The 22,048-nt window shown below is 65.8% G+C and carries 23 protein-coding genes, 4 tRNA genes and 1 pseudogene; 8 read left to right on the forward strand and 20 right to left on the reverse strand.

Annotated features, from left to right (window positions below):
* The first annotated feature begins 149 nt into the window (after window positions 1–149).
* Complete coding sequence (locus C1A30_RS18290) at window positions 150–3,410, forward strand: LuxR C-terminal-related transcriptional regulator (protein ID WP_235009969.1); 3,261 nt, start codon at window positions 150–152, stop codon at window positions 3,408–3,410.
* Here C1A30_RS18290 and aftC read toward each other — a convergent pair.
* The 3 genes from aftC to C1A30_RS18305 are packed head-to-tail and all read right to left on the reverse strand — an operon-like array spanning window position 3,407 to window position 7,082.
* Window positions 3,407–4,696 carry an arabinofuranan 3-O-arabinosyltransferase gene (aftC, locus tag C1A30_RS18295; RefSeq protein ID WP_101949589.1) on the reverse strand — a complete coding sequence of 430 codons (1,290 nt, stop codon included), beginning with the start codon at window positions 4,694–4,696 and terminating at the stop codon, window positions 3,407–3,409. The two genes, C1A30_RS18290 and aftC, sit on opposite strands and share 4 nt — an antisense overlap.
* Before the next feature lie 21 nt (window positions 4,697–4,717).
* Window positions 4,718–6,283 carry an alpha/beta hydrolase gene (locus C1A30_RS18300; RefSeq protein WP_101949590.1) on the reverse strand — a complete coding sequence of 522 codons (1,566 nt, stop codon included), beginning with the start codon at window positions 6,281–6,283 and terminating at the stop codon, window positions 4,718–4,720.
* Window positions 6,284–6,308: 25 nt separating this feature from the next.
* Window positions 6,309–7,082, reverse strand: a complete 774-nt coding sequence (locus C1A30_RS18305) for a pyrimidine reductase family protein (RefSeq protein WP_101949591.1) — start codon at window positions 7,080–7,082, stop codon at window positions 6,309–6,311.
* Window positions 7,083–7,116: 34 nt separating this feature from the next.
* On the opposite strand from C1A30_RS18305, the gene zapE reads away from it, so the two are divergent.
* Window positions 7,117–8,166: a cell division protein ZapE gene (gene zapE / locus C1A30_RS18310; RefSeq protein ID WP_101949592.1), complete on the forward strand. Its 1,050-nt coding sequence runs from the start codon at window positions 7,117–7,119 to the stop codon at window positions 8,164–8,166.
* A 56-nt stretch (window positions 8,167–8,222) separates the two neighbouring features.
* Here the strand turns inward: zapE and C1A30_RS18315 are convergent, their stop codons facing one another.
* Genes C1A30_RS18315 through C1A30_RS18340 form a run of 6 tightly spaced genes read right to left on the reverse strand, consistent with a single transcriptional unit; the run spans window position 8,223 to window position 11,620 of the window.
* Complete coding sequence (locus tag C1A30_RS18315; RefSeq protein WP_101949593.1) at window positions 8,223–8,756, reverse strand: GNAT family N-acetyltransferase; 534 nt, start codon at window positions 8,754–8,756, stop codon at window positions 8,223–8,225.
* A 4-nt stretch (window positions 8,757–8,760) separates the two neighbouring features.
* Window positions 8,761–9,288: a hypothetical protein gene (locus tag C1A30_RS18320; RefSeq protein WP_101949594.1), complete on the reverse strand. Its 528-nt coding sequence runs from the start codon at window positions 9,286–9,288 to the stop codon at window positions 8,761–8,763.
* A gap of 46 nt (window positions 9,289–9,334) precedes the next feature.
* On the reverse strand, window positions 9,335–9,757 hold the full coding sequence (locus C1A30_RS18325; RefSeq protein WP_101949595.1) for a PPOX class F420-dependent oxidoreductase: 423 nt from the start codon (window positions 9,755–9,757) through the stop codon (window positions 9,335–9,337).
* 41 nt (window positions 9,758–9,798) lie between these two features.
* Window positions 9,799–10,392, reverse strand: coding sequence for a methylated-DNA--[protein]-cysteine S-methyltransferase (locus C1A30_RS18330; protein ID WP_101949596.1), 594 nt, complete (start codon window positions 10,390–10,392; stop codon window positions 9,799–9,801).
* Entirely contained in the window at window positions 10,389–10,871 is a 483-nt protein-coding gene (locus tag C1A30_RS18335) for an RNA polymerase sigma factor (protein WP_235009971.1), read from the reverse strand. Before C1A30_RS18335 ends, C1A30_RS18330 begins: the two co-directional genes overlap by 4 nt.
* Before the next feature lie 35 nt (window positions 10,872–10,906).
* Window positions 10,907–11,620 (reverse strand): Clp protease N-terminal domain-containing protein, encoded by a 714-nt coding sequence (locus C1A30_RS18340; RefSeq protein WP_101949598.1) that lies wholly within the window; start codon window positions 11,618–11,620, stop codon window positions 10,907–10,909.
* A 107-nt stretch (window positions 11,621–11,727) separates the two neighbouring features.
* Between C1A30_RS18340 and C1A30_RS18345 the strand changes: the two genes are divergently transcribed.
* Entirely contained in the window at window positions 11,728–12,084 is a 357-nt protein-coding gene (locus C1A30_RS18345; RefSeq protein ID WP_101949599.1) for a helix-turn-helix domain-containing protein, read from the forward strand.
* A 6-nt stretch (window positions 12,085–12,090) separates the two neighbouring features.
* On the opposite strand, the gene C1A30_RS18350 is transcribed toward C1A30_RS18345, so the two are convergent.
* From C1A30_RS18350 to C1A30_RS18375, 7 genes are all read right to left on the reverse strand, one after another.
* Window positions 12,091–12,516 carry a hypothetical protein gene (locus C1A30_RS18350; protein WP_101949600.1) on the reverse strand — a complete coding sequence of 142 codons (426 nt, stop codon included), beginning with the start codon at window positions 12,514–12,516 and terminating at the stop codon, window positions 12,091–12,093.
* Window positions 12,517–12,599: 83 nt separating this feature from the next.
* Window positions 12,600–12,980, reverse strand: a complete 381-nt coding sequence (locus C1A30_RS18355; protein ID WP_101949601.1) for a hypothetical protein — start codon at window positions 12,978–12,980, stop codon at window positions 12,600–12,602.
* A gap of 53 nt (window positions 12,981–13,033) precedes the next feature.
* The gene (locus C1A30_RS35635; RefSeq protein WP_160112766.1) at window positions 13,034–13,195 is read right to left on the reverse strand and encodes a hypothetical protein; all 162 of its coding nucleotides are present in this window, start codon (window positions 13,193–13,195) and stop codon (window positions 13,034–13,036) included.
* 159 nt (window positions 13,196–13,354) lie between these two features.
* Complete coding sequence (locus C1A30_RS18360) at window positions 13,355–13,558, reverse strand: hypothetical protein (protein ID WP_101949602.1); 204 nt, start codon at window positions 13,556–13,558, stop codon at window positions 13,355–13,357.
* A gap of 128 nt (window positions 13,559–13,686) precedes the next feature.
* Window positions 13,687–13,761: transfer RNA gene (locus C1A30_RS18365), tRNA-Val, on the reverse strand.
* A gap of 10 nt (window positions 13,762–13,771) precedes the next feature.
* A tRNA-Cys gene (locus C1A30_RS18370) sits at window positions 13,772–13,845 on the reverse strand.
* Between the two features lie 26 nt (window positions 13,846–13,871).
* A tRNA-Gly gene (locus C1A30_RS18375) sits at window positions 13,872–13,944 on the reverse strand.
* A 234-nt stretch (window positions 13,945–14,178) separates the two neighbouring features.
* Between C1A30_RS18375 and C1A30_RS18380 the strand changes: the two genes are divergently transcribed.
* Window positions 14,179–14,250, forward strand: a tRNA-Val gene (locus C1A30_RS18380).
* A gap of 732 nt (window positions 14,251–14,982) precedes the next feature.
* Here the strand turns inward: C1A30_RS18380 and C1A30_RS18385 are convergent.
* Window positions 14,983–15,645 (reverse strand): annotated as a pseudogene (locus C1A30_RS18385) (esterase family protein); the annotation flags it as partial.
* Between the two features lie 235 nt (window positions 15,646–15,880).
* Entirely contained in the window at window positions 15,881–17,290 is a 1,410-nt protein-coding gene (locus tag C1A30_RS18390; RefSeq protein ID WP_101949604.1) for an NAD(P)/FAD-dependent oxidoreductase, read from the reverse strand.
* Window positions 17,291–17,666: 376 nt separating this feature from the next.
* Between C1A30_RS18390 and C1A30_RS18395 the strand changes: the two genes are divergently transcribed.
* Window positions 17,667–18,044, forward strand: a complete 378-nt coding sequence (locus C1A30_RS18395; protein ID WP_235009973.1) for a hypothetical protein — start codon at window positions 17,667–17,669, stop codon at window positions 18,042–18,044.
* Window positions 18,045–18,143: 99 nt separating this feature from the next.
* The gene (locus C1A30_RS18400) at window positions 18,144–19,136 is read left to right on the forward strand and encodes a nitroreductase family protein (RefSeq protein WP_101949605.1); all 993 of its coding nucleotides are present in this window, start codon (window positions 18,144–18,146) and stop codon (window positions 19,134–19,136) included.
* Here the strand turns inward: C1A30_RS18400 and C1A30_RS18405 are convergent.
* Complete coding sequence (locus C1A30_RS18405; RefSeq protein ID WP_101949606.1) at window positions 19,133–19,660, reverse strand: GNAT family N-acetyltransferase; 528 nt, start codon at window positions 19,658–19,660, stop codon at window positions 19,133–19,135. The genes C1A30_RS18400 and C1A30_RS18405 overlap by 4 nt on opposite strands.
* A gap of 208 nt (window positions 19,661–19,868) precedes the next feature.
* Here C1A30_RS18405 and C1A30_RS18410 point away from each other — a divergent pair, with 208 nt between their 5' ends.
* Together C1A30_RS18410 and C1A30_RS18415 are read left to right on the forward strand one after the other, a co-directional pair.
* Window positions 19,869–20,465: a hypothetical protein gene (locus C1A30_RS18410; RefSeq protein ID WP_101949607.1), complete on the forward strand. Its 597-nt coding sequence runs from the start codon at window positions 19,869–19,871 to the stop codon at window positions 20,463–20,465.
* 14 nt (window positions 20,466–20,479) lie between these two features.
* Window positions 20,480–21,364 (forward strand): universal stress protein, encoded by an 885-nt coding sequence (locus C1A30_RS18415; RefSeq protein ID WP_235009975.1) that lies wholly within the window; start codon window positions 20,480–20,482, stop codon window positions 21,362–21,364.
* A 3-nt stretch (window positions 21,365–21,367) separates the two neighbouring features.
* On the opposite strand, the gene C1A30_RS18420 is transcribed toward C1A30_RS18415, so the two are convergent.
* Entirely contained in the window at window positions 21,368–22,018 is a 651-nt protein-coding gene (locus tag C1A30_RS18420; protein WP_101949609.1) for a response regulator transcription factor, read from the reverse strand.
* Window positions 22,019–22,048: the final 30 nt, after the last annotated feature.

A 22,048-nucleotide genomic window follows, 5' to 3' on the forward strand; every position in this document is an offset into this window, starting at 1 on the left:
GGACCGTTACCGCGCACGCCGTCGTTGTGTTGGCAAAGAACGTTCTTTAACGAGCAGACGCAAAAGTCCCTATGTGGGTCCAGCTCGCGCCGCTCGAGTAGGCCATTTGGCCGATGTTTCCCCGCGCCCGCAGCCTCATGCTGGCTAACATGAGCCAGACCGACTGGAGCGACCTTGGCATGACCGATCTACTGCCAACGGGCATGGTGACGTTGCTTCTTGCCGACGTCGAAGGCTCCACGCGGCTTTGGCAGAGCCAGTCCGAAGAGATGACGAACGCGGTTGCCCGCCTCGACGTGGTACTCGCCGACATCGTCGCCAAGCATCACGGCGTTCGTCCCGTCGAACAAGGCGAAGGGGACAGCTTCGTGCTCGCGTTCGCCCGCGCCAGCGATGCGGTGGGGTGTGCATTAGATCTGCAGTTGACGCCGCTGGCGCCGCTGCGACTGCGCGTCGGCGTGCACACCGGCGAGGTGCAGTTGCGCGACGAAGCCAACTACATGGGTTCGACGATCAACCGCACTGCGCGGCTGCGGGATTTGGCCCACGGTGGCCAAACGGTGCTGTCCGGGGTGACCTACGAGATGGTGGCGGAGCGACTTCCGGACGGGGCGTGGGTGCGTGAGCTCGGTTCTCATCCGCTGCGGGATCTACCCCGTCCCGAGCGGGTGGTCCAGTTGTGTCATCCCGACCTACACAACGAGTTCCCGCCGCTGCGGGTCACGAACGTCGCTTCAGCTCACAATCTTCCGGCGCAACTCACCAGTTTCGTCGGCCGCAGCGCTCAAATGGCCGCTGTCCGAAGCCTTCTCGACGAGAACCGGTTGGTGACATTGACCGGTGCCGGCGGTGCAGGCAAGACTCGGTTGGCGATCGAAGTCGCAAGCCAACTCCCTGTTCCCGATGGGGTCTGGTACGTCGACCTGGCGCCGATCACACATCCCGAAGTGGTCCTTGTCGCGATGGCGCGCGCACTGGGATTGCCTGACCAACCGGGCCGCTCGACCGACGACACACTGATTCGCTTCATCGGTGACCGGCACCTGCTGATCGTGCTCGACAACTGCGAGCACCTGCTGGATGCCTGCGCGTCGGCCATCGGGACGCTCCTCGGCGCGTGCCCGGAATTGAAACTGTTGACGACCAGTCGTGAACCGCTTGGGATTCCGGGCGAAGTGACGTTTGTCGTGCCGTCGCTGTCGCTTGAGGACGAGGCGATCCAGCTGTTCATTGACCGGGCACGTCGTGCGCAGCCGGAATTCATGGTCACCGAAGACAATGCCGCGACGCTGGGCGAGATCTGCCGACGGCTCGACGGTATGCCGCTGGCCATCGAACTGGCCGCGGCGCGGGTGCGGGCGCTGACGCTCGACGAAATCCTGGACGGGCTGCACGACCGCTTCCGACTGCTGACCGGCGGTGCGCGCCGGGCGGTGCGACGTCAGCAGACGCTGCACGCGTCGGTGGACTGGTCGCATGCGTTGTTGACCGACGCTGAGCGCGCGTTGTTCCGTCGATTGGCGATGTTCCTCGGCGGGTTCGGCCTGGAGGCCGCGCACGCCGTCGCCGGTGACGACGGAGTGGAGCGCTACCAGGTGCTCGACCTACTCAGCCTGCTTGTCGACAAGTCGCTTCTGACAGCTGAAAACGTTAGCGGCAGAACGCAATACCGATTGCTGGAAACCATGCGGCAATATGCCCTGGAGAAGCTCGGCGAATCGGGTGAGACAATCGAGATCGGCAACCGCCACCGCGACTACTACACCGCGTTGGCCGCCGGGCTTGATTCACCGAAGGGCGTCGGCGATGCGCAGCGCCTGGAGCATGTGCAAGCCGAGTTCGACAACCTCAGGGGCGCGTTCGCCTGGAGTCTCGAGAACGACGAGAGCGAACCCGCCCTGCGCCTCGCGACGTCACTGTTACCGCTGTGGTTTTCTCGGTGGCGCAATCGTGAAGGTCTTGCGTGGCTCGCGGCCGCACTTGCCGCAGAGGCGCCGCAGGATGATCCGGCGCGGGTGCGAGCGCTTGCCTACCAGGGCATGCTGCAGTGCTTCACCGGAGTCGCCGAGGGTGAACAGATCGTCGACGAGGCGCTCAACCTGGCGCGGCAGACGGGAGACTCCGACGTCATCATCAGCGCCCTCGTCGCGCACGGTGTGGGCCACGCCCAGAACGCTGATGTAGCCGCAGCCGATTTTCGCGAGGCCGCCGCTCTCGCACGCGAACTCGACGATCGGTGGCGACTTAGTCAAGTTTTCGGGTGGCAGGTGATGGCGGCGATGGCAGTAGGAGATCATGCTGCCATCGAAGCGGTGGCGCAGGAAGGTAGCGCTCTCGCCGACGCGATCGGGGACGGCTACACCGCGCGGATATGCCGACTGGCTGTCTGCAACGCTCACACGTTCCGAGGGGAGGTCAGGCAAGCGGTCGAGAAACTGCGTGATGCACTCGCAGAAGCCGCGGCGGCGCGCGATCCGTTCTGCCAGTTGACCGCCCAGCTGAACCGTGTCTTCGCGTTGGCTTGGCAGGGCGACGTGGACCGAGCGCAAGAGGTGCTGGATGTGCTCCTCAACTTCCGGGTCTCTCTCGGCGACCTCGTCGACCGCGTCGTGCACTCGGGGATAGGGCTTGTCAAGCAGGCGGCGGGCGACGCTGTTGCGGCGCGCGAGGCCTACGCAGTGGCACTGCAGCGCACGCCACTGACACCCCAGACGGTGTCCACATATGTGGTTGCGCCGTTACCGCTGTTGGCCTGTGAAGAATTCACGGCGGCCCGCCGTCTAGCGGACGAAGTCGTGGCAGCGTCGACGGGTATCTCACTGGTAGCGGGGTTAGCGGCACGGGCGCGCGTCGCCCTCGCGCAAGGCGAACTCGAACAGGCCGAGCGCGACGCCCGCGAGGCGTTGGCGCTCGGCGCCGAACGCCACGGCTATGTGATGATTCCCGACGCGTTCGAAGCTCTCGGCTACCTCGCGGGCGACGCGGGTAGTTACCGGGAAGCAGCACGACTGTTCGGGATGGCCGACGCCGCCCGGCGGCAGACGGGTATCAGTCGATTCAAAATATTCGAGGCTGACCATGTGACGCGGCTCGCTGGTGTCCGAGACAGCCTGGGGGAGGATGACTTTCAAGCGGCATGGGACGAGGGCGCAACGCTGACCATCGAGGAGGCGATCGCCTACGTCGGCCGAGGCCGCGGTGAACGCAGGCGGCCGACGAAGGGCTGGGACTCGCTGACCCCGACAGAACTCGACGTAATCCGGCTGGCCTGTGACGGCCTGGGCAACAAGCAAATTGCCACCCGGCTCTTCGTGTCGCCGCGTACCGTGCAGGCGCACCTGTCGCACGTCTACTCGAAGCTAGGTGTCACCTCACGTGTGCAACTGGCGCAGGAGGCCAGCAGACACTAAGCCGGCACCGGCTCCTTCTGCTTCACCCACACCGGGTCGATGCCGTCGTCGAGGCGGCCGTCGGCCTTGGCGTCGAGATAGCGGAAGTAGAGCACGCTGAACACCACGATGAGCATCAGACACCAGCCGTAGGTGAACTTCATGTACTCCAAGTACCGCCCGGTCGTCGGCCAGTGACCGAGCAGCCACCGGTCGGCGCTCATGAACCCGTAGATCGCAAGCCACGCAGGCCAATTGCGGATCACCGAGTTGGGTAGCACCACCGTCATCAGGAACGGGAACAGCATCATCGAGTAGTAGCCCTGGCCCAGCGACAGCACCAGATACGACGTGATCAGCAGCACGCCCGATGACGTCGCCATCCAGAACAGCGGGTCGCGGGTGCGGTAGTAGCGGTACAGCAGCCACAGGCTGACCACGGCCAGCGCCAGGAACGCGAAGCGCAGCAACAGGATCAGCCACGGTGGCAGACCGTAGTAGGTGCCGTTGCCGTCGATCGAACTGTTGAAATAGTCGCGCGTTTTGAAGATGTACCGCAGCGTGCCGGTGACGAAGTTCATCGGGTCGGCGACCAACGGCCACGCGACCGCGTTGAAAATCAGCGGCATCAGGAACGCGGTCACCAGCGCGCGCCACTGCCGGTTCAGCAGCGGCAGCAACAGCAGCGGCCCCAGCAGCGGTTTGACCACCAGCGTCAGCCCGATCGCCACCCCGGCCCACCACTGGTGGTTGACCTTGCCGTCGAGCAGCCACCGGAAGAACAGCACCTCCAGCAGCAGGATGCAACCGTTGATGTTGCCGAAAACCAGTGTGTTGACCACGCTTTCGGTGCAGAACATCGCGACGAGCAGCGCCGGCAACGCCACCGACGTCCACGAGAATTTGAACAACTGCACCAGCAGAACCGCCGCGATGATGATCGCGATCGTGTTGAACGTGATGAACCAGTAGCGCGACGCGTCGACGGGCAGGTAGCCGAACGGCGCCATGATCAGCGTCCCACCCGGCGGATACAGGTAGTGCGGGTCCACGTAATCGAAGTGCTCGTTGTAGATGTCCCAGCCCTTTTTGAAGTTGACGACCGCGCGGTACACCGGACCGTAGTCATCGGTGATGTAGCCGTTGGTGGCCAACACGTAGCTGCGGTGGATGATCATCAGGATCGCCACCGGCCACAGGATGGACCGCAGCACGACTGCGACGCTTGGCGCTGAGGTTCGGGGCGCGAACGCCTTCAACAGGCCGGTTCGAATGGAGTCAAGAGCCGCCACCAGCGCACCGTACACCGATCAACCCGCAGGCCCGTGTCAGGCCGGGCAGTAGGTGTCGGTGGGTGGCAGGTTACCGCTATTGAGGTAGCCGATCACCGGCGGCAGCGCGCACTCCGAGTAGATGCTGGCGCCGTGCCCGATGCCCTGCCACATCACCCGCTTGCTGGTGGTGCCCGCGTTGATCATGGTCGCGCCGACCGCCGCCACGCCCTCGTTGCCGACGATCGGATCGTTCTGCACGCCAAGCAGCATCACCGGGATCTTCAGGTTCTTCGGGTCCTGCGGCGCCGAACCGCTCGGCCAGTTCAAGCACTTGACCAGGCTGAGCGCGCCGACGGCCCCGAACTGCGGATAGAGCTTGGGCCAGGCGACCACCAACTCGCGGACCCGGTCCGGGGTCGGCCGGTTCAGCGCGTCGCTGCAGCCGTTGACGAACTGGCCGTCGGTCTGGCGCAGGTTCTCGGCGGCGGTGATGAGGTTGGTCATCTGGTTCGTATCGCCGGCCCGCGCCGCCGCGACGGCCGCAGCCAGGTCGTTACCGGAGTTGACGCGGTCGCCTCGCGGATAGGCCAGCGCCGTCGAAATCGCGTCGGCGACCGCCGACACCGACGCGCCGCCCGGCCCGCCGCCGTTTCGTGCCGAATCCAGCAGCGCGTCGATCGCGCCCTTGGGATCCGGCGCCAGCGGGCAGTTGGTGGCCAGACATTGCGCGGCCCAGGCGTCCAACGCGGCCTGTTCACCCTTCACCCGCTGCTCGGTCGCGGCCTCGGCTGCGATGCCCAGCGGCAGCGGCGAGTCCAGCACCAGCCGGGCCACCTTGTTCGGATGCGAGCCGGCGTACGCGAGTGCGACCTGCGCGCCGTTGCCGACACCCAACAGCGCGATAGTCGGCACGTCCCAGGTGCTGCGCAACCGCTCGATGTCCTCGGCGGCGTGCGAGTTGTCGTATGCGGAGTCGCCCGGCGCGATGGTATCGGTGCAACTGGTGGTGGCAGTCTGCGTGATCGCGCCGAGGTTGGCGACCGGGTCGTCGCCGGACTGGAACTGCGCCTGGTCGATCATCTCCTGGCGGTCGTAGAGGTCGCGGCAGTCCAGTGCCCCCGACATGCCGGTGCCGCGGCGGTCGACCGCCACGATCGGATGCGACTTGAGCACGTCGGCGCCGGCGCGGTTCAGCCACACCGGTAACTGCGTCGACGACGGCAGGTCCGATCCGGTGGTCATCACCAGCGGCCCGGCATCCTTGGGCGTCTGCACGGACGTGGCCCGCACGACGCCGATGCTGACCGTTCCGGTGGCGCCGTTGATCGGGTCGAGGTCGGCGTCATAGCTGGCGCAGTCCAGCTTCACCCCGGGAATCGCCTGGACGGCGGCCTCGCTGAATACGCGTGACGTGCAGTCGCGCCACGACAGGTCGTTCTTCGGCGCCTCGATCGGCGGCGGGCCGGACGCCGCCTTCGTGGTCTGTGGCGCCCCCTGAGGATGCGCACCCGCGTCGGTGGCGTAGCGGGGATTGGCGGCAAGGCCTGGTGCGCACGCGGCGACGAAGGCCAAGGCGGTTGCCAGGCTCATGGCCTGGGCGAGGTGACGACGCCGACGCATGCCGACCAGGGTACTGATGGTTGGGTCACACCCCTTTGACGTAGCGGGTGTAGAGGTAGCCGTCGTCGTCGGTGAGCAGATGGGTGCGACGCATCCTGGTGCGCACCTGGCCCGGACCGGTGGCGATGCGCTGGGCCGCGCCGCCGACGAGGATCGGCGCGATGGTCAGGCACAGCTCGTCGAGCAGACCGTCTGCGATCAGCGAGCCGAGGAACAGCGGACCGCCCTCGGACAGCACTCGGTACAGGCCGCGGTCGGCGAAGATGTTCAGCACGGTGGCGCCGTCGACGCTGTCTGACTGCGGACCTGACGCGTCGATGACCTCGGCCACCGAGCCGAGTCTGCGCCGCGTGGCATCGACGGACCGGCCGCTGGTCAGGATCAACGGCGGCACCTCGGTGCGGGTGAACAACAACGCCGCCGGGTCCAGGTCGCCGGACTGGGTGACGACGGCGATCGGCGGCACCTCGGCCTGGCCGCGGCGCTGCCGCTGCTGTCGAGCGGAGACCGATAGCTGCGCGCCGGAGTAGTTCTCGACACGCACTGTGGCGGCGCCGACCAGGATCACGTCGGCGGCGTGCCGCATCAGCGCGAAGACCGCACGATCCCCGGCGCCGGCGAGCCCACCGGCCTTTCCGTCGTCGGTGGCGCCGCCGTCCAGGCTCGCGATCATGTTGCCGCGCACCCAACACGACTGAAGACCGTCGGGATAGGCGTAGAAGTCGGCGAGTCGTCTCTCGTCCACCGATTCGGTGGAGCCGAGCACTGTGAGCTGTATCCCGGCAACGTCGGCAGGCATACGCAGAATTGCAGCACGTCGCTAAGGTGCGTGCATGCACGGGTCCAGCGGGGTGGCGCATCTGGTCGATCGGCACCCCAGCGTCACACCCGAGCGTTTGATCGCCCAGTTGATTCCGCCGCCGACATTCTCCGACGTCAGCTTCGAGACCTACAAACCCGATCCCGCCGAGCCGACGCAGGCGTCGGCAGTGCAGGCCTGCCGGCAGTTCTGCGAGCAGGCCGTCGAGCGGCGGGCGGGCAAGAAGAAACTCTTCGGCAGGCGCGAGACGCTGCCCGGGGTGGGCATCTACCTCGACGGCGGGTTCGGCGTCGGGAAGACGCATCTGCTGGCGTCGTCGTATTTCGAGCTTCCCGGGCCCAAGGCATTCGCGACGTTCGGCGAGATGACGCAACTGGCCGGGGTGTTCGGCTTCGTCGAATGCATCGAGCTGCTGGCCGATTACACCGCGGTGTGCATCGACGAGTTCGAGCTCGACGACCCGGGCAACACCACGCTGATCTCGCGGCTCCTCTCGGAGTTGGTGGCGCGCGGGGTGTCCGTCGCTGCGACGTCGAACACGCTGCCCGATCAGCTCGGTGAGGGCCGCTTCGCCGTGCAGGACTTCTTACGTGAAATCCACGCGCTGGCAAGCATTTTCACGTCGGTGCGGATTGACGGGCCGGATTACCGGCACCGCGACCTGCCGCCCGCACCCGTGCCGCCGAGCGATGCGGAAGTCGCGTCGCGGGCCGCCGCGGTGCCGGGCGCGACGCTCGACGATTTCGACGCGCTGTGCAAGCACCTGGCGACCATGCACCCGTCGCGCTATCTGACCCTGATCGAGGGTGTCACCGCGGTGTTCATCACCGGGGTGCATCCGATCGACGATCAGAACGTCGCGTTGCGGTTGGTGTCGCTGACCGATCGGCTCTACGACGCGGGCACTCCGGTGGTGGCGTCGGGCACCAAACTGGACACCATCTTCTCCGCGGAGATGCTGGCGGGCGGTTTCCGGAAGAAGTATCTGCGGGCAACGTCGCGCCTGTTGGCGTTGACAGCGGCCGGCCAAACTGCCGGCCAGACTTCCGGCGAGCAGACATAAACTCGCACAAACTTCGGCGAAAATGTGCGAGTTTGCGTCTGCTAGCGCTGGGAACGCTAGGGGAGTGGGCGCACCATCACGTAGTCGTTCTCGACGCCGGCGCCCAACTGAAATGTCTTGGTGCCGTTCACGGTAAACCCGTGCTTGGCGTAAAACCGCTGCGCGCGCCGGTTCTGCTGGTTGACACCCAGCCACACGCATTTCGCATCGTGTTCGGCCGCGTACTGCACTGCCGCGGTCATCAGCGCCGCGGACACGCCCGCGCCGTGGCTGTCGGCCAGCACGTAGATCTTGGACAGCTCGACGGCGGGACGCAGCGTCACCGCCCGCTGCACATCGTCATCGTCGGGCACGCCGCGAATCAGCATGGCGTAACCCGCAATTCGGTCCTCGAAGCGTGCCGCCAGCACTGCCCGGTCCGGATCGGCCAGGTACTCCCGGAACCGGGCCTGCGAGAGGTTCTCGGCGATGAAGGCCGCGATGTTCTCCTGCGTCGCCTCGGGTGGGCAGGCCAGCGGGAACGTGACGGCGGCGACATCGGCCAACTCGGGCAGGTCGGCCTCGACGGCCGCGGTGACGTCAATCGACACGGCTCTACGGTAGCGGTGCCCCCGGCTGCCACAGATTCCACTGCGCCAGGTGCGTACCCGTCGACGGGTTGATCAACACGACGTTGGTCACCAGCGCGCGGTACACCTGCCAGTAGACCGCGCCGTTGACCGTCGACCCCGGCGGCGCGTTCGTCAGCGCGTGTTCCAGAGAGTCGGGCGCATCGGTGTGCTTGGGCACATACGCATCGGCGTACGGGGTGACCCCGTTGAACGCGAACGCGACCGCCATCGCGTACGGGTTGGGCGCCTGGATGGTGTGGATGGTGATCGGCGCCTTCCACGGGCCGCCCTGGTTGATCCACCGCGGCGAACCGGTCGCCACGTAGCCCGGCGGCGGGGGATCGACCGGCAACACGTCATGCACGGTCACGTCGGCCACGATGCCCTTGAACTCGACACGCAGCGTCTGGCCGATGTTGCCGATCGGCGTGCCCTCCGCCGAGGCAGGGGGAGCCGAGAAACCGACGACGGCCGCCAGCAGGGCGACGAGGAGCACGAGGCAGCGGCGCATCAACGCATGATGGCACAAACTGAAACGTGTTACAGCCAGTTGGGCGTCAGGACGCCGCGACCCCGAGGCCGCCGACCTTGTCGATCCGGATGCGGGTGAGCAGACCTTCCGGGGCGTTTGGCGGCGGGAAATGCTCGTCGCTGCCGAGCATCACCCTGGCCAGTTTCTTCAGCAGCGCGGGCGCGCCGCCTTCGACGATGCGCGCGGTCCCGGTGATCGCCAGGTAGGGCGTCTGCTGACCCGGGTGCTTGGTCGACAGGATCGTGACGGCCACCCGCGGGTCGCGGCGGATGTTGCGGGTTTTCTGGTACTCGTGCAGGTGCGCGGCGACCAGTTCGTCGCCGTCGGGTGTCGATTCCAGAGCCACCCAGACGACGGTGGCCTGCGGGCTGCCGTCGGGGTTGATCGTGACAAGTGTCGCGTCGGTGCCCTCGCCGATGAGTTCGCGGGCGGCGTCGTTGAGTTTCATGACCTACATCTACCGTCGGGCCCGCGTATTCATTCCCGCCGTCAGGCGGCCTCGAGATCCAGCAGTGTCGACTTGGCCACCGGCCCGCCGACATACTGGCCCGTCGCCCCGTCCGACCGCACGACGCGATGGCAGGGGATCACCACCGGCAGCGGGTTGTGTGCGCACGCCGTGCCGACGGCACGGACCGCCTTCGGGTTTCCGATCGCGGCGGCCACCGTCGCATAGCTCTCGCGGTGGCCGTAGCCGATCTCGCGCAAATGTTCGATCACGTTGCGGCGGAAGCCGTCTGCCAGCCGCAGGTCGACGGGCACGTCGAAGGCGGTGCGCTGCTTGGCGAAATATTCGTCGATCTGCCGCGCCACGGCGTCCAACCGTGCCGGTGCGCGCAGCACCCGCGGGCTGATCCGTTCGGCGAGAGCGTGCAGCACCGCGTCGTGCCCTTCGACGTCATAGGCCACCCGGACCAATCCGGCGGTGGTGGCCGCCAGCAGCAGCGTGCCCACCGGGGTGTCGAGGGTGCGGTAGGCGATGTCGAGCAGATCGGCGGCGTCGGCGTCGCGTTCGAGCCGCTGGTGCAGCCGGGTCAGCGCGCCGTCGTCGGCGGCCAGCTCGTCAAAAAGGTTGGCGGTCATGCTGTTTCGTCCTCGCGATAGTACTTCCGGAGAGTCTTGAGTCCGTCGGCGGCGGCTCGGCGCGCGGCGTCGGGGGAGTTGCCGAGCAGTTCGGCGATTTCGGCGAACGGCAGGCCCGCGATGTGGTGGTAGGCCAGCGCCTGACGTTGTTTGGCCGGTAGCCGCTGCAGCGCGGCCCACAGGTCGGGGTCGCGCGCCGCGGGATCAGCGTGGGCGGCGGGACGTTCGGGCAGGGTGTCGGTGGGCGTGGGGCGCCGCGAGCGGGCGCGCCCGACGTCGACGGCGCGGCGGTGGGCGATCGTGACCAGCCAGGCCTCGACGTTGGCGTCGGCGGGCAGCTCCGGGTACGCGCGCAGCGCCGAAAGGAACGTCTCCGACCAGGCGTCCTCGGCGTCGGTAGGGCCGAGGACGGCCCGGCAGACGCGCAGCACGGTCGCCCCGTGCTCGGCCACCACGTCCTCGAACGGTCGCACCCTCACATCATGAAGACGTCGCGACGGTCGCGGACGTGAGATCAGCCTTTCGTCAGCGACTCGAGTGCGGCCACCAGTTCGCGCTCGAAGCGGTCCCGGTCGACACCGACCCGGTGCAGCGTGCCGTCGTCGTCCTCGACTTCATACAGTGCCAGCAGAATGTGTTCGGTGCCGACGTAGTTGTGGCCCAACCGAAGTGCTTGGCGGAAGGTCAGTTCCAACGCTTTCTTGGCCTGTCCGTTGAACGGGATCAGGGTGGGCACGTTGTCGGCGCGCGGCGGCAGCGTGATGGCCTTGATCACGGTGTCGGCGTCGATGCCCTGCCCGGCCAGCAGCTTGGCGGCCAGGCCGTCGGGGTCTGCGAACAGGCCGAGGACCAGATGGTCGGTGCCGATCTCGTTGTTACCTGCTTCGCCCGCCTTGTTCTGCGCGACGACGATCACGTTGCGGGCGCGGGGCGTGAATCGGCCGAACCCGGCATTCGGGTCCAGTAACGCGTCCGCCTTGGGCACGAACCGCTTCTGGGCGGCCTGCTTGGTCACCCCCATGCACTTGCCGATCTCGGTCCACGAGGCGCCGGACTTGCGGGCTTGGTCGACGAAGTGGCCGATCAGGTGGTCGGCGATGTCGCCGAGGGCGTCGGCGGCGATGACCGCGTCGGTGAGTTGATCGAGCGGTTCGTCGTGGGCCGTCTTGATCGCGGTGATGAGGTCGTCGAGGCGGACGGGGTTGGTGATTTTGACTGGCTCGGTCATGCCGTCAACTCTAGGTTGACGGTTGCGGTTCGTCAACCTTTGGTTGACGGTCCGCGGGCGGCGAGGAAGCCGGTTTGGGATGGCGGTCTCCGGGTATCAGACGGCTAATGCGGAACCATGTCGAACACTCTGCTGCGCAGCCTCGCACGCTGCGCCGGGCAATCGCGTTCATCCACGAAAACGCTCACCGGGACATCGGTCTGAGCGACATCGCGGCCGCCATCAACGTCACCCCGCGGTCGGTGCAATACACGTTTCGTCGTCATCTCGGTACGACGCCGCTGGAGTATCTGCGCAAAGTCCGCCTCGACAGGGCGCATCGGGATCTGCTGGCCGCCGACCCGTCCGTGGACACCGTGATGGCGATCGCCGGGCGTTGGCGGTTCAGCCACGCGGGCCGGTTCAGCATCGCCTACCGCGAGGCGTTCGGGACTCCGCCGAGTCGAACGCTGCGCGGCGCATAACGGCGGTTACCGCGGGAAGAAACCCTCACGGGTGAAGAAGCCTGGCTGCCAACCTTGGCCGCCGAGGCACAGCAACGGACGTCCGTCGGGAGCCTGGGCCGCGGCTTGCGGCTTCGGGCACGGCGAGCCGACCTCTTGCACGCCGAACAATTCGTACGTCGACACCCAGAACCCGGTGTAGACCGGCGGCCACTGGTTCTCGATCCACCGGCATTGCAGGGCCTCGCCGCCGGGGCCGCGGCCAAAGGTGAACAACTCCATGTTGTCGCACGGCGCGCTGAGGTGGGCGTCGTAATTCATGCCCGGCACGTCGTTGTCGTAGTGCGTGGGTTTGTCGAAATACATGTTGTCGCCGTTGTCGGCGAACGCGGCCGGTGCCGTGCTGAGCGCGGCGCCCGCGATCGCGGCGGCGGCGAGAAGTACACGAATCATGTCCCACCCTCTGGTCGTCGTGACCGGTTGGTCTCCGCGAAGCCTAGCGGTTGCGCTCTTGCCGGTGAACAGTTTCCGGCTGGTCAGCGGACGACGACGTCGAGAGGAATGTCGAACCGCTCGTGGCTGCCGTCGAGCCGGAAGCTGTAGACATGTCGGCCTCCGCCGGGCTCCACCGGAAGCGCCAACTGGGTGAGCACCATGAATTTCATGGCGCTGGGCAATTGGAAACTCGTCGACCAGGCCGGCGCCCAACGCTGACCCGTCGGGCCCAGTGCGTCGACGTGCAGGGTGTAGTGGCTGCCGATGTCGCGGCGCCGGGTGTCGCACAGCACGACGCAACTCGACTGGAAGCTGGTCGCGCCGGCGGGGACGGTGGTGCTCGCCCAGAAGCCGCCCTCGACGTTGAGCATGTCGTCGACGACCTCGGCCTTGTTGGCGAAGAAGGCTCCCGCTAGCCGCATGTCTGTCGAAATTACCCGAAGTGGCAGCAAACAATCGGGTGAACCGGGTGGGGTTACAGCAGGAAGACGAGAACGACGGCCAACCCCGCCGCGACGGCGAGCGCGCCCACGATCCACACCACCGCGAAACTCGGCCGCTCGGGTGCGGTTTGGTTGAAAAAGCATTCACCCGGATGGTGGCAGTCGCACTGGCGGGGACAGCCGTAGGGCTTCATGTGTGCTCCAGGCGATCAGACCAGTCGAGTCCATTCTGGACGCAAGGCCTGAGCGGACGCGACAAACACGTGGTTCGTTGCCAAACTGTGGCGCGTCGGCCGAATGTGCTTGCGACGTATGCGATTGTGAATCGTCTGCGGTGCGGGCCGTCAAGCGTCCTACGTCTCACGCGATGTTCGCAGCAGACTGTATTTGCGGCATTTCTGGCACATGAACGTCACTCCCGGCGGGGTGTCGTTCGGGATCTGGTCAGCGGAGTGCAACTGCTGCACCATGGTGAAGCCGCAGTGTCCGCACAGGAGGTGCACGTCGCCATGCGGAGGCGCGTACACGGACGGGTCGTCGCCGTCGATTTCGATCACGACCCGGGTTCGTAATCGGGACTTGCGTGAAGAGGTTCTAGCTCGACGTCGGGCATAGCCTCGGCCAAGCATTCCGGACGGGTGCTGGGCTACAGCCCTCAGAAACAGGGCCTGAGCTGCGAAAACTGTGGTGCGCGATACTGGGATTGAACCAGTGACCTCTTCCGTGTCAGGGAAGCGCTCTCCCGCTGAGCTAATCGCGCGGGTCCAACATGGAGGTGGAGACGGGAATCGAACCCGTGTGCACGGCTTTGCAGGCCGTTGCCTCACCACTCGGCCACTCCACCGCTGGGGTTGATGCGACTGCACCTCGAGCGGATGACGGGATTCGAACCCGCGACCCTCACCTTGGCAAGGTGATGCGCTACCAACTGCGCTACATCCGCGCGCCACGAACGACACGTCGCCCGTCGCGAAGCACGACGATAGTCCACCAAAGTGTGGCCGCACAAATCCGTGATCATCGGCGGTCAGAACAGCCGGTACGGCTCGCCGGACATCCCCACCCGTTAGTCACGACGGGGAGCTCTCCGAGCGCAGCGGTGTGGTTAACGAATTCGGGTTGCGAGTCCCCGCGTGCTAGTCTTCGACGTCGTTCGACCTGTTCGGTCGGGCTCCCCGGTCTCGTAGCTCAGGGGGAGAGCGTCCGCCTCACACGCGGAAGGTCACTGGTTCGATCCCAGTCGGGACCACAATACAAAATCCCAGCTAGAGGGCCCGCTTTTCAGCGGTCATGGTCGCCTGCTCTGAAGCCAACTGAGGCGGTTCACGGCCAAGGTAGGGCCAGAATTCTCAAGCGTTCGTCGGACTGCCGGTCGTCGAGTGCGTCTAAAGCTGAAGCGACTTCGTCGACTTCGTCGTCGTGGAAATCGGCGTAGATGTGTGCGGTCACCGTAATCGAGGCGTGCCCATCGTCTTCTGTCGCGGCCGCAGATCGGCTCCGGGCCCCGGCGCGCCAAAGATGCGTAGGTGTGTAGAAGATCGTGCACCCGCAGCGTTGGGCCCCCGATCTCGACCATGGCTTGGCGCGGCAGCCCGAGCCGAGAACTCAGCGGTGAGGTAGTCGCCGGCCTGCCGACGACTCGGGGTTGCCCTCGACGAGCTTGCCGCCCACTTGGGTGACCGCCTAATCACATGCCGGTATAAGCGAGCAGAGTGACCACATCGCCTTGGCTGCGACAGGCGAGGGTGAGCGCAGTGGTCAGGTAGGTGTGTGTGGTCGGGTGCAAGGGTGGAAACTTTCTGCGGGCGGCGGGATTTCGGCCGAGGGCTGCCCTTCGGCGGCGGCGTGGACCAGGCGCAGTCTGGTTTCGCGGCGATTGATACCCATGGGCGGTCTCTGCGAACAAGTTTGTGCCACAGAGTGTTTCACGGCGCACCGACAAGAATTCGAGTAGCGGTGGCTCACACACGGTCGGATGCAGTGCCATAGCGGGTTTCCCTCGCAGCGCGATGGCTGGTACCCCGGGGGTGTGCAATTGGCCGGCGAGCCACGGCAGCGCCGCGCGTAGCGCATAGGCTGCGAACGGCCAGTCGTGTCGGCCGGGCAGTTCCATCACCGAGCACGCGATACCGTGGGCGGCGCCCAGCGTCGCCAGCGCGGCTGCTGCGCGGTCCTGGCCCTCGGGGTTGGCCGCATCGCGGTTGTCTGCGCCGATGTCAGGGGAGCCGACCTCGAAAAGCCCTGATACTGCACGATATTGGCCGTGCCTTGCGATCACCGTCGCTGGGTCGAAGCCGGCCCACGCGTCGGCGTCGCCGCCGAACAATCGAGTGATGGTCTGGGTCTTGTCACCCGAGTTGGGCCCGACACCGACATTGGAGATCATGTATGGCACCACGTCTTTGGTGAGATGCAAAGAGGCGTTGCCGCGGGGACCATTGACGCATTCGGTGTCGTTGCCGAATGCGCCGGTGGGATCGACGAAGACAAATACCGGTGCGTTGCCTCCGTGTATCGCCACGAACTCGTCGACGGTTTGCACCGCCCCGCCGGCGCGCAGCCAGTCGGCGGGGCTGTTCAGCTGGGCACCGATCATCATCACTGTCGGTATGCGCGGCGGTGGGTCGGCGGCGAACCATGCGGGCACGCCTGGTCGGTTCTGAAGCCAGTGCCGGAAGACACGCTCGGCCAGCCGATTGGCGACGACGGCGCGGGCCTGCCGCTGGTGGAATTGCAGTTACACCGGTCGGCCTGAGGCCCCCGAAGCGGGGAACGGCGGACAGGTGAGGTTCGCATGCAGTTCAGAGTCTCGACCCGTCAGCTTGCGCATCGTGCCGTCTGAACTTGGACAACTCCGCCGTCGCACACCGGGAATCGGCTCAGCTGCTGTGCGGGGGCAAAGCGGTCGCCTCGGCGGACGCCCTTTGGTAGCGAAGCTCATCGGCGTACATTTGTTCGTCACTCGGGTACAGGTCCGGGGTCGCTGTCATGAATTCCTCGCTGGCCGAGAATCGAGCCAGCGACGCTTGGGCTAAACCGATCGATACCAACGGCCGGGCAAACACAGCGCTGGTGACGTATCCCAATGCAACGGCCCACCGATTCGCGTTACGGGGTATTGCGTATAGGTGATACAGCCGGGTAACCAGCTTCGCGGCGAAACCGGACAACTGAATGTTCAGCGGATTTGCCACAGCGAACCCGGGGCCCAAGTCGACAACAGTTCCCAGGTCGCGGTGCCGGTACTTGCGTGCTCTGCCATGGCCCAGACTGGCGGCGACGTTTCGGGCGAGGACTTTGCCCTGCCGGTTTGCATGTTGTGCTGTTGGCGGCGTTATCTTCCCCGGGTTTGTGGCATCGGGTACCGCCGCGGCGTCACCGCCGGCGTAAACGCCTTCGAAGCCGGGCACCTGCAGATCCGATCCGACCTTGAGTCGGCCCTTTTCGGTGGGCAGCCCCGTCGCCGCGATGAGTGGACTCGCGACCACGCCTGCGACCCATGCGACGGTGTAGGTGCCGATGCGGGTCCCGTCGCTGAGAACAACATGATCGGCCGCAACGCGGGAAAGGGTGACACCGGTGAGGATCTGCACGCCGCGTCCTCTCAGCACGTGCTCGGCTCGCGCGGCCAACTCGGGGCCGAGTTCGGGCATCAACCTGCCTGAGCGTTCGATGAGTATCAACCGGACATCGCCGGGCTCGAATCTGAAGTCGTGTGCCGCCACCGCGGCCATCGCGCAGAGTTGTGCGATGAGTTCCGTTCCGGAATAGGAAGATCCCACGACCACAATCGTTTTGCGTGCGTTCGCGCGTTCACGGTCACTGTCGATGCGCGCCAGTTCGAACTGCTCGATGATGTGGTCGCGCAAGTAGAGCGCCTGTGATATCGACTTAAGGCCGCGGGCATGTTCGGCCAATCCCGGAATGTCGAACAGGCGGCTGATCGAGCCGGGCGTCAGGACGAGCCGATCCCAGGAGAGCTCGTGGGTAGTGTTCTCCTGGTCGCGACAGTGCAGCGAACGTGCAGACAAGTCCACCGAATCGACATACGCCCGAAACACCCGGACCCCTGGCAGTATGTCGATCAAGGGCACCGTCGCGAAGCGCGGGTCGATTGCCCCACCGGCGACTTCGGGCAACAGCGGTGTGTACAGCAGGTAGTCGACGGGCGAGATCAGGGTCACGGTCGCGTCGGCGCGGTGCCGCTGCAGCAGCTTGCTCAGTCGGCGTGCGCATTCGAATCCGGCGAATCCGCCACCGACGATCAGAATTGAGGATGGCCTGCCCATGGCCTCTTCGCGCTGGCGGCTTTTGATCGAACCGGAACGCGTCCGGGCTATACGCATGTGAACTCCCTTGGTCGCGGGGCTTCGGCTGGGACTGACGCTCGAGCGTTTGCTGCGGTGCGGCGTGCACGGCGAGCCGTGGCGCCGGCGTCGGCGTGTCGTCGGGGCTGCCTAGCGAACCGCTGCGTTTCTGTGGTCGAGCCTGTCGTCGCGTCGGGTGTCTGTCATCACCCGGTGGGCAAGATCGCCCGGGTGATTGTGGTGCGGGTAGATGAGTGCGCCGATTCCTACGATTCGTTTCACCGCGCGAGGGATTCGACGCGCCACGACTAGGTCGGGAAACAGCGGGAACACAGTAGTTCGGACAAAGGAGACGCAGATGCCCCGCAGCAGGGACCCCGGATCACGCGCGGTTGACGCGGCACGCCGCGCCGCCGAGCTACGCCAGCGACCCGACGACGCCGACGCGCCCCAGCCCCTCAGCCCAGACGACGTCGAAGAAGCCGTGCGCGCCGCCGACGAGGCCCGCATCGCCGCCGCCCACTCCGCTCAATCGGCCGCGCGCAGTTTCGAAAAGACAGCAGAACTCCATGAACGCGTCTCGCAGGTGGAGGTCAAAACCATCGATCAGGGTGCCAGTCGCGCTGACGTGCACCACGAGTCGGTGGCCTTCCACCGCGAATCGGCAATCGAGGACCGCAAACTCGCTGAGCAGAAGCGCGAGGAGGCCGCGGCCGACGAGGAGCCTGGCCTCTGATCCAGCCGAGGCCGCGCACTCGGCGGCGAGTTCAGTGGTCCTCGACACCAGGGTCTTTGTGCTCTGCTCATCGCGAAGGTGAGTCGCCATTGTGGAGCCATGAACGCACATTTCCCAGACGTCGAGACCATCCGGTCCGCCCTTTTGCTGGCCGCCCGGGCTCCGTCCGTGCACAACTCGCAGCCGTGGCGGTGGCGGGTGGGGGACCAGAGTCTGCATCTGTACGCCGACCCGGACCTGCAGCTGCGACACACCGACCCTGACCGCCGAGACCTGATGCTCAGTTGCGGCGCCGCGTTGAACCACTGCGTCGTCGCTTTCGCCGCGCTGGGGTGGCAGTCGAAGGTCCACCGACTGCCGAATCCCGACGACGAGCATCATCTGGCAGCGGTCGAGCTCTACCGCTACCCGGCCAACGAGATCGATGTGACTCTGGCCGCGGCCATTCCACGGCGCCGCACCGACAGACGTCACTACAGCGCATGGCCCGTGCCCCAGGGCGACATCGCACTGATGGCCGCCAGGGCGGCGCGCGCGGGTGTCACCCTGCGCCGAGTCGAGGGGCTCGACCATCTCAAAGACCTTGTCTCCGAAGCCGCTGTCCGCCATGCCAACGATCAGGAGTATCTGGCCGAACTGGCGGCCTGGAGCGGCAGGTACGGCGCTACGGCGGGCGTTCCCGCGCGAAGCACCCCGGAACCCGCCCCGGCTGCGCGGATTCCCGCGCGTGCCTTCGCCGGTCCCGCACTGGCGCAGACCGCCGACGTCGATCCCGCGGAGGACAACGCGGTGGTCATCGCCTTGGGCACCGCCGAGGACGACGACCTTTCGCGGTTGCGCGCAGGCGAAGCCACCAGCCTGGTGTTGCTGACGGCGACCGCACTGGGATTGGCCAGCTGCCCGATCACAGAGCCGTTGGAAATCGACGAAACCCGCGCAGCGGTGCGAGCCGACGTATTCGGCGACGACGAATATCCCCAGATGCTGCTGCGGATCGGCTGGGCCCCTGTCAACGCCGATCCGTTGCCGTCGACACCGCGGCGTGGTTTAGCCGAATCAGTTGTGCGACTTGACGGCTCAGCGTTCGGCTAGTGCGTCTCTGCGGTCAGGCCGACGGTGACGTGTAACACCGAGCCATCGAGGCGCCGTGTGCATGGCCACCCGAGGTCTGCGAGCACCTGCAGCATCAGATGGTTCTCCCAGAGCACTTCTGCAACGAACTGGCGAATTCCGTCGTCTTTGGCGATTCGGCCGAGTTGACGCAGCAGCGCCGTACCGACGCCACGAAGGTGCTGCGCGTGGGCCACCACCACGGCCACTTCGGCTTCATCCGGCGTCGAGGTGCAGACAACATAATTGGCTACGCCCAATAAATGCCCGGCTCCAAATGCGCCGAGGGAGTACTGGCCAGTCCTCGGTACGGTCAACGATTTCGCCCAATCGGCGAGGTGCGCCGGGTGCATCGCGAAAAACCGGAAGTAGCGCTCCTGGTCGGTCAATGTCTCGTACAGACTCACCACGTCCTCTGCATCGTCCGGTCGCAGCCCGCGCAGTGAGATCACCGAACCGTCAACAAGTTCCGCCGTACACGCGTTGTCGACCCGTTGTTCGCTCATGAGCCCGACGCCACACCCCTCATCACCCGGCAGCCTGTCGTATCGAGGCTATTGCGTTGAACCATGCGGAACCAGGGCCATTGGTCTCTGGGTGGCGCTGCGGTGACATCGGTCTACCGCGGGAGGGCCATTGGGCCCTAAAACTGCGTGCCTGTGAGGGTCCAAGATCGACATATCACACAGCGCATCTGTGACTCGAGGAGACGTCATGGACACCTTCACGATCGGCTCGCTGAGCCCGTGGTGGCTGCGAGCCCTCGTTCGGGGTAACCCACTGCTGCGCCGCAGCGATCGCATCGAGGCGTTCGTGCTCGTCCTCGCCGTCCTACTCGCGATTGTCGCGATACCGGTCGCGGCCGCCGTCGGTACTTCGGTTCACGAGGAGCGCTTGCGACTGTATGCCGAGCAGGCGCAGACCAGGCATCAGGTGATGGCGAACGCGGTCGGAGAGGGCCAGGTCGTTCCGAACCATCGAAGTGTCGCATTCGTGGCCGAGGCGACATGGACTGACGCTGGAATTCCGCATCAGGGTGTCGTTCCTTGGTCGGGTAAGGCCGAAATCGGTGATAAGCAGAGAATTTGGGTCGACGACCATGGCGACTACGTGGGTCCGCCGTCATCGCCGGGCCGCGCCACCGCGGAGGCGGTCGCGGTTTCGTTTCTGATTTTGCTCGGCGTTGTTGAATTGGCCGCGGCCTCAGTGCATCTGATCCGGCGTCGACTCGATGACAGGCGATTCGCGCTGTGGGAGCGCGAGATCAACGAATTTCAGGACAACGACGGTCCGAGGAGGCACACGTCATGACGCAGGAAACTCCAATGAACGGGACTCACAACGGAATCGTCGTCGGTGTGGACGGTTCACCGGCCGCCCGCGTCGCGGTGGACTGGGCTGCCAGGGAAGCATCGGCACGCCAGGTTCCGCTGACGCTGATCCATGTCATTCCCTGGGCCACCTTGGGGATGTGGCCGGAATTGCCTATGCCCGCCGATCTCGCGACGCAATTCGACCGGCAGGGGCACGACATTCTCAGCGCTGCAAACCAAACGGCGGTGGAGGCAACCAGGGGCTCGCAGCCGATCCAGGTCAGTACGGAGCTGACCACCGACGGTGTCGTGTCGACGCTCGTCGAGCGGTCCAAAGGCGCCGACCTGGTCGTCGTCGGATGCCGCGGACTCGGCGCCATCTCGCGACGTTTGCTAGGTTCCGTGAGCTGGGGTCTCCTTCACCACTCCCACTGCCCGGTGGCCGTGATCCACGACGAGGATCCCTTGATGCCTACTCCCGCAATGGCGCCCGTTGTCGTGGGAATCGACGGCTCACAGGCATCTGAGAAGGCCACCGCGATCGCGTTCGACGAGGCTGCTCGCCGCGGCGTGGAACTCGTGGCGGTCCATGCGTGGAGTGACGCCGCGGTCGATGAATTTCCGGGTCTCCAGTGGTCTGATCTGGAGAAGCGAGCTGAAGAGGCGTTGGCAGAAGCGTTGGCCGGGTGGCAGGAGCGCTATCCCGACGTGGCTGTCCGACGCGTCGTCGTCATGGCTCGACCGGCGCATGAGCTCCTGAAGTATTCAGAGTCAGCGCAACTGACGGTCGTCGGGAGCCACGGCCGCGGCGGGTTCGCCGGAATGTTGCTGGGTTCGGTCGGCGCGGCGGTTGCCGAATCGGCCCGCATGCCGGTGATCGTCGCGCGTCCGTCGTGACGGTCACTGCTCAGGCTGGCGGTGCGATTTCTCCAACTTGGAGATGAACACCGCGGCCTGCGTCCGCCGTTCCATACCGAGCTTCGCCAACAGCCGGGAAACGTAATTCTTGACTGTTTTCTCGGCGAGGAACATCCTCGCCGCGATCTGCTTGTTGGTCAGGCCCTCGCCGAGCAGGTCAAGCAGGACGCGTTCCTGTTCGCTGAGACCCGACAGCGGATCGGAATGTTCAGCGGCTCCACGAAGTTTGGCCATCAGCGCCGCGGCAGCTCGGTTGTCGAGCAGCGACCGGCCCGCGCCGACCTCTTTGATGGCCCGGGCGAGTTCCATGCCCTTGATGTCCTTCACCACGTATCCGCTTGCGCCGGCCAAGATCGCGTCGAGCATGGCCTCGTCGGAGGTGAACGACGTCAACATCAGACAGCGCAGATTCGGCATCCGCGACAGCAGGTCTCTGCACAGTTCGATGCCGTTGCCGTCGGGCAACCTCACATCCAACACCGCGACATCTGGCTGAAGCGCTGGGATACGGGCGAGCGCCTGGCTGACCGAGCCGGCTTCGCCGACTACCTCGAGTTCGGAATCTTCTTCCAGGAGGTCGACGAGTCCACGCCGCACCACCTCGTGATCGTCAACGAGGAAGACTTTGACCACGCAACGGCCCTCCGTAGTTGTTCCCGGAAC

It is taken from the genome of Mycobacterium sp. 3519A, from assembly GCF_900240945.1.
Lineage (GTDB): Bacteria > Actinomycetota > Actinomycetes > Mycobacteriales > Mycobacteriaceae > Mycobacterium.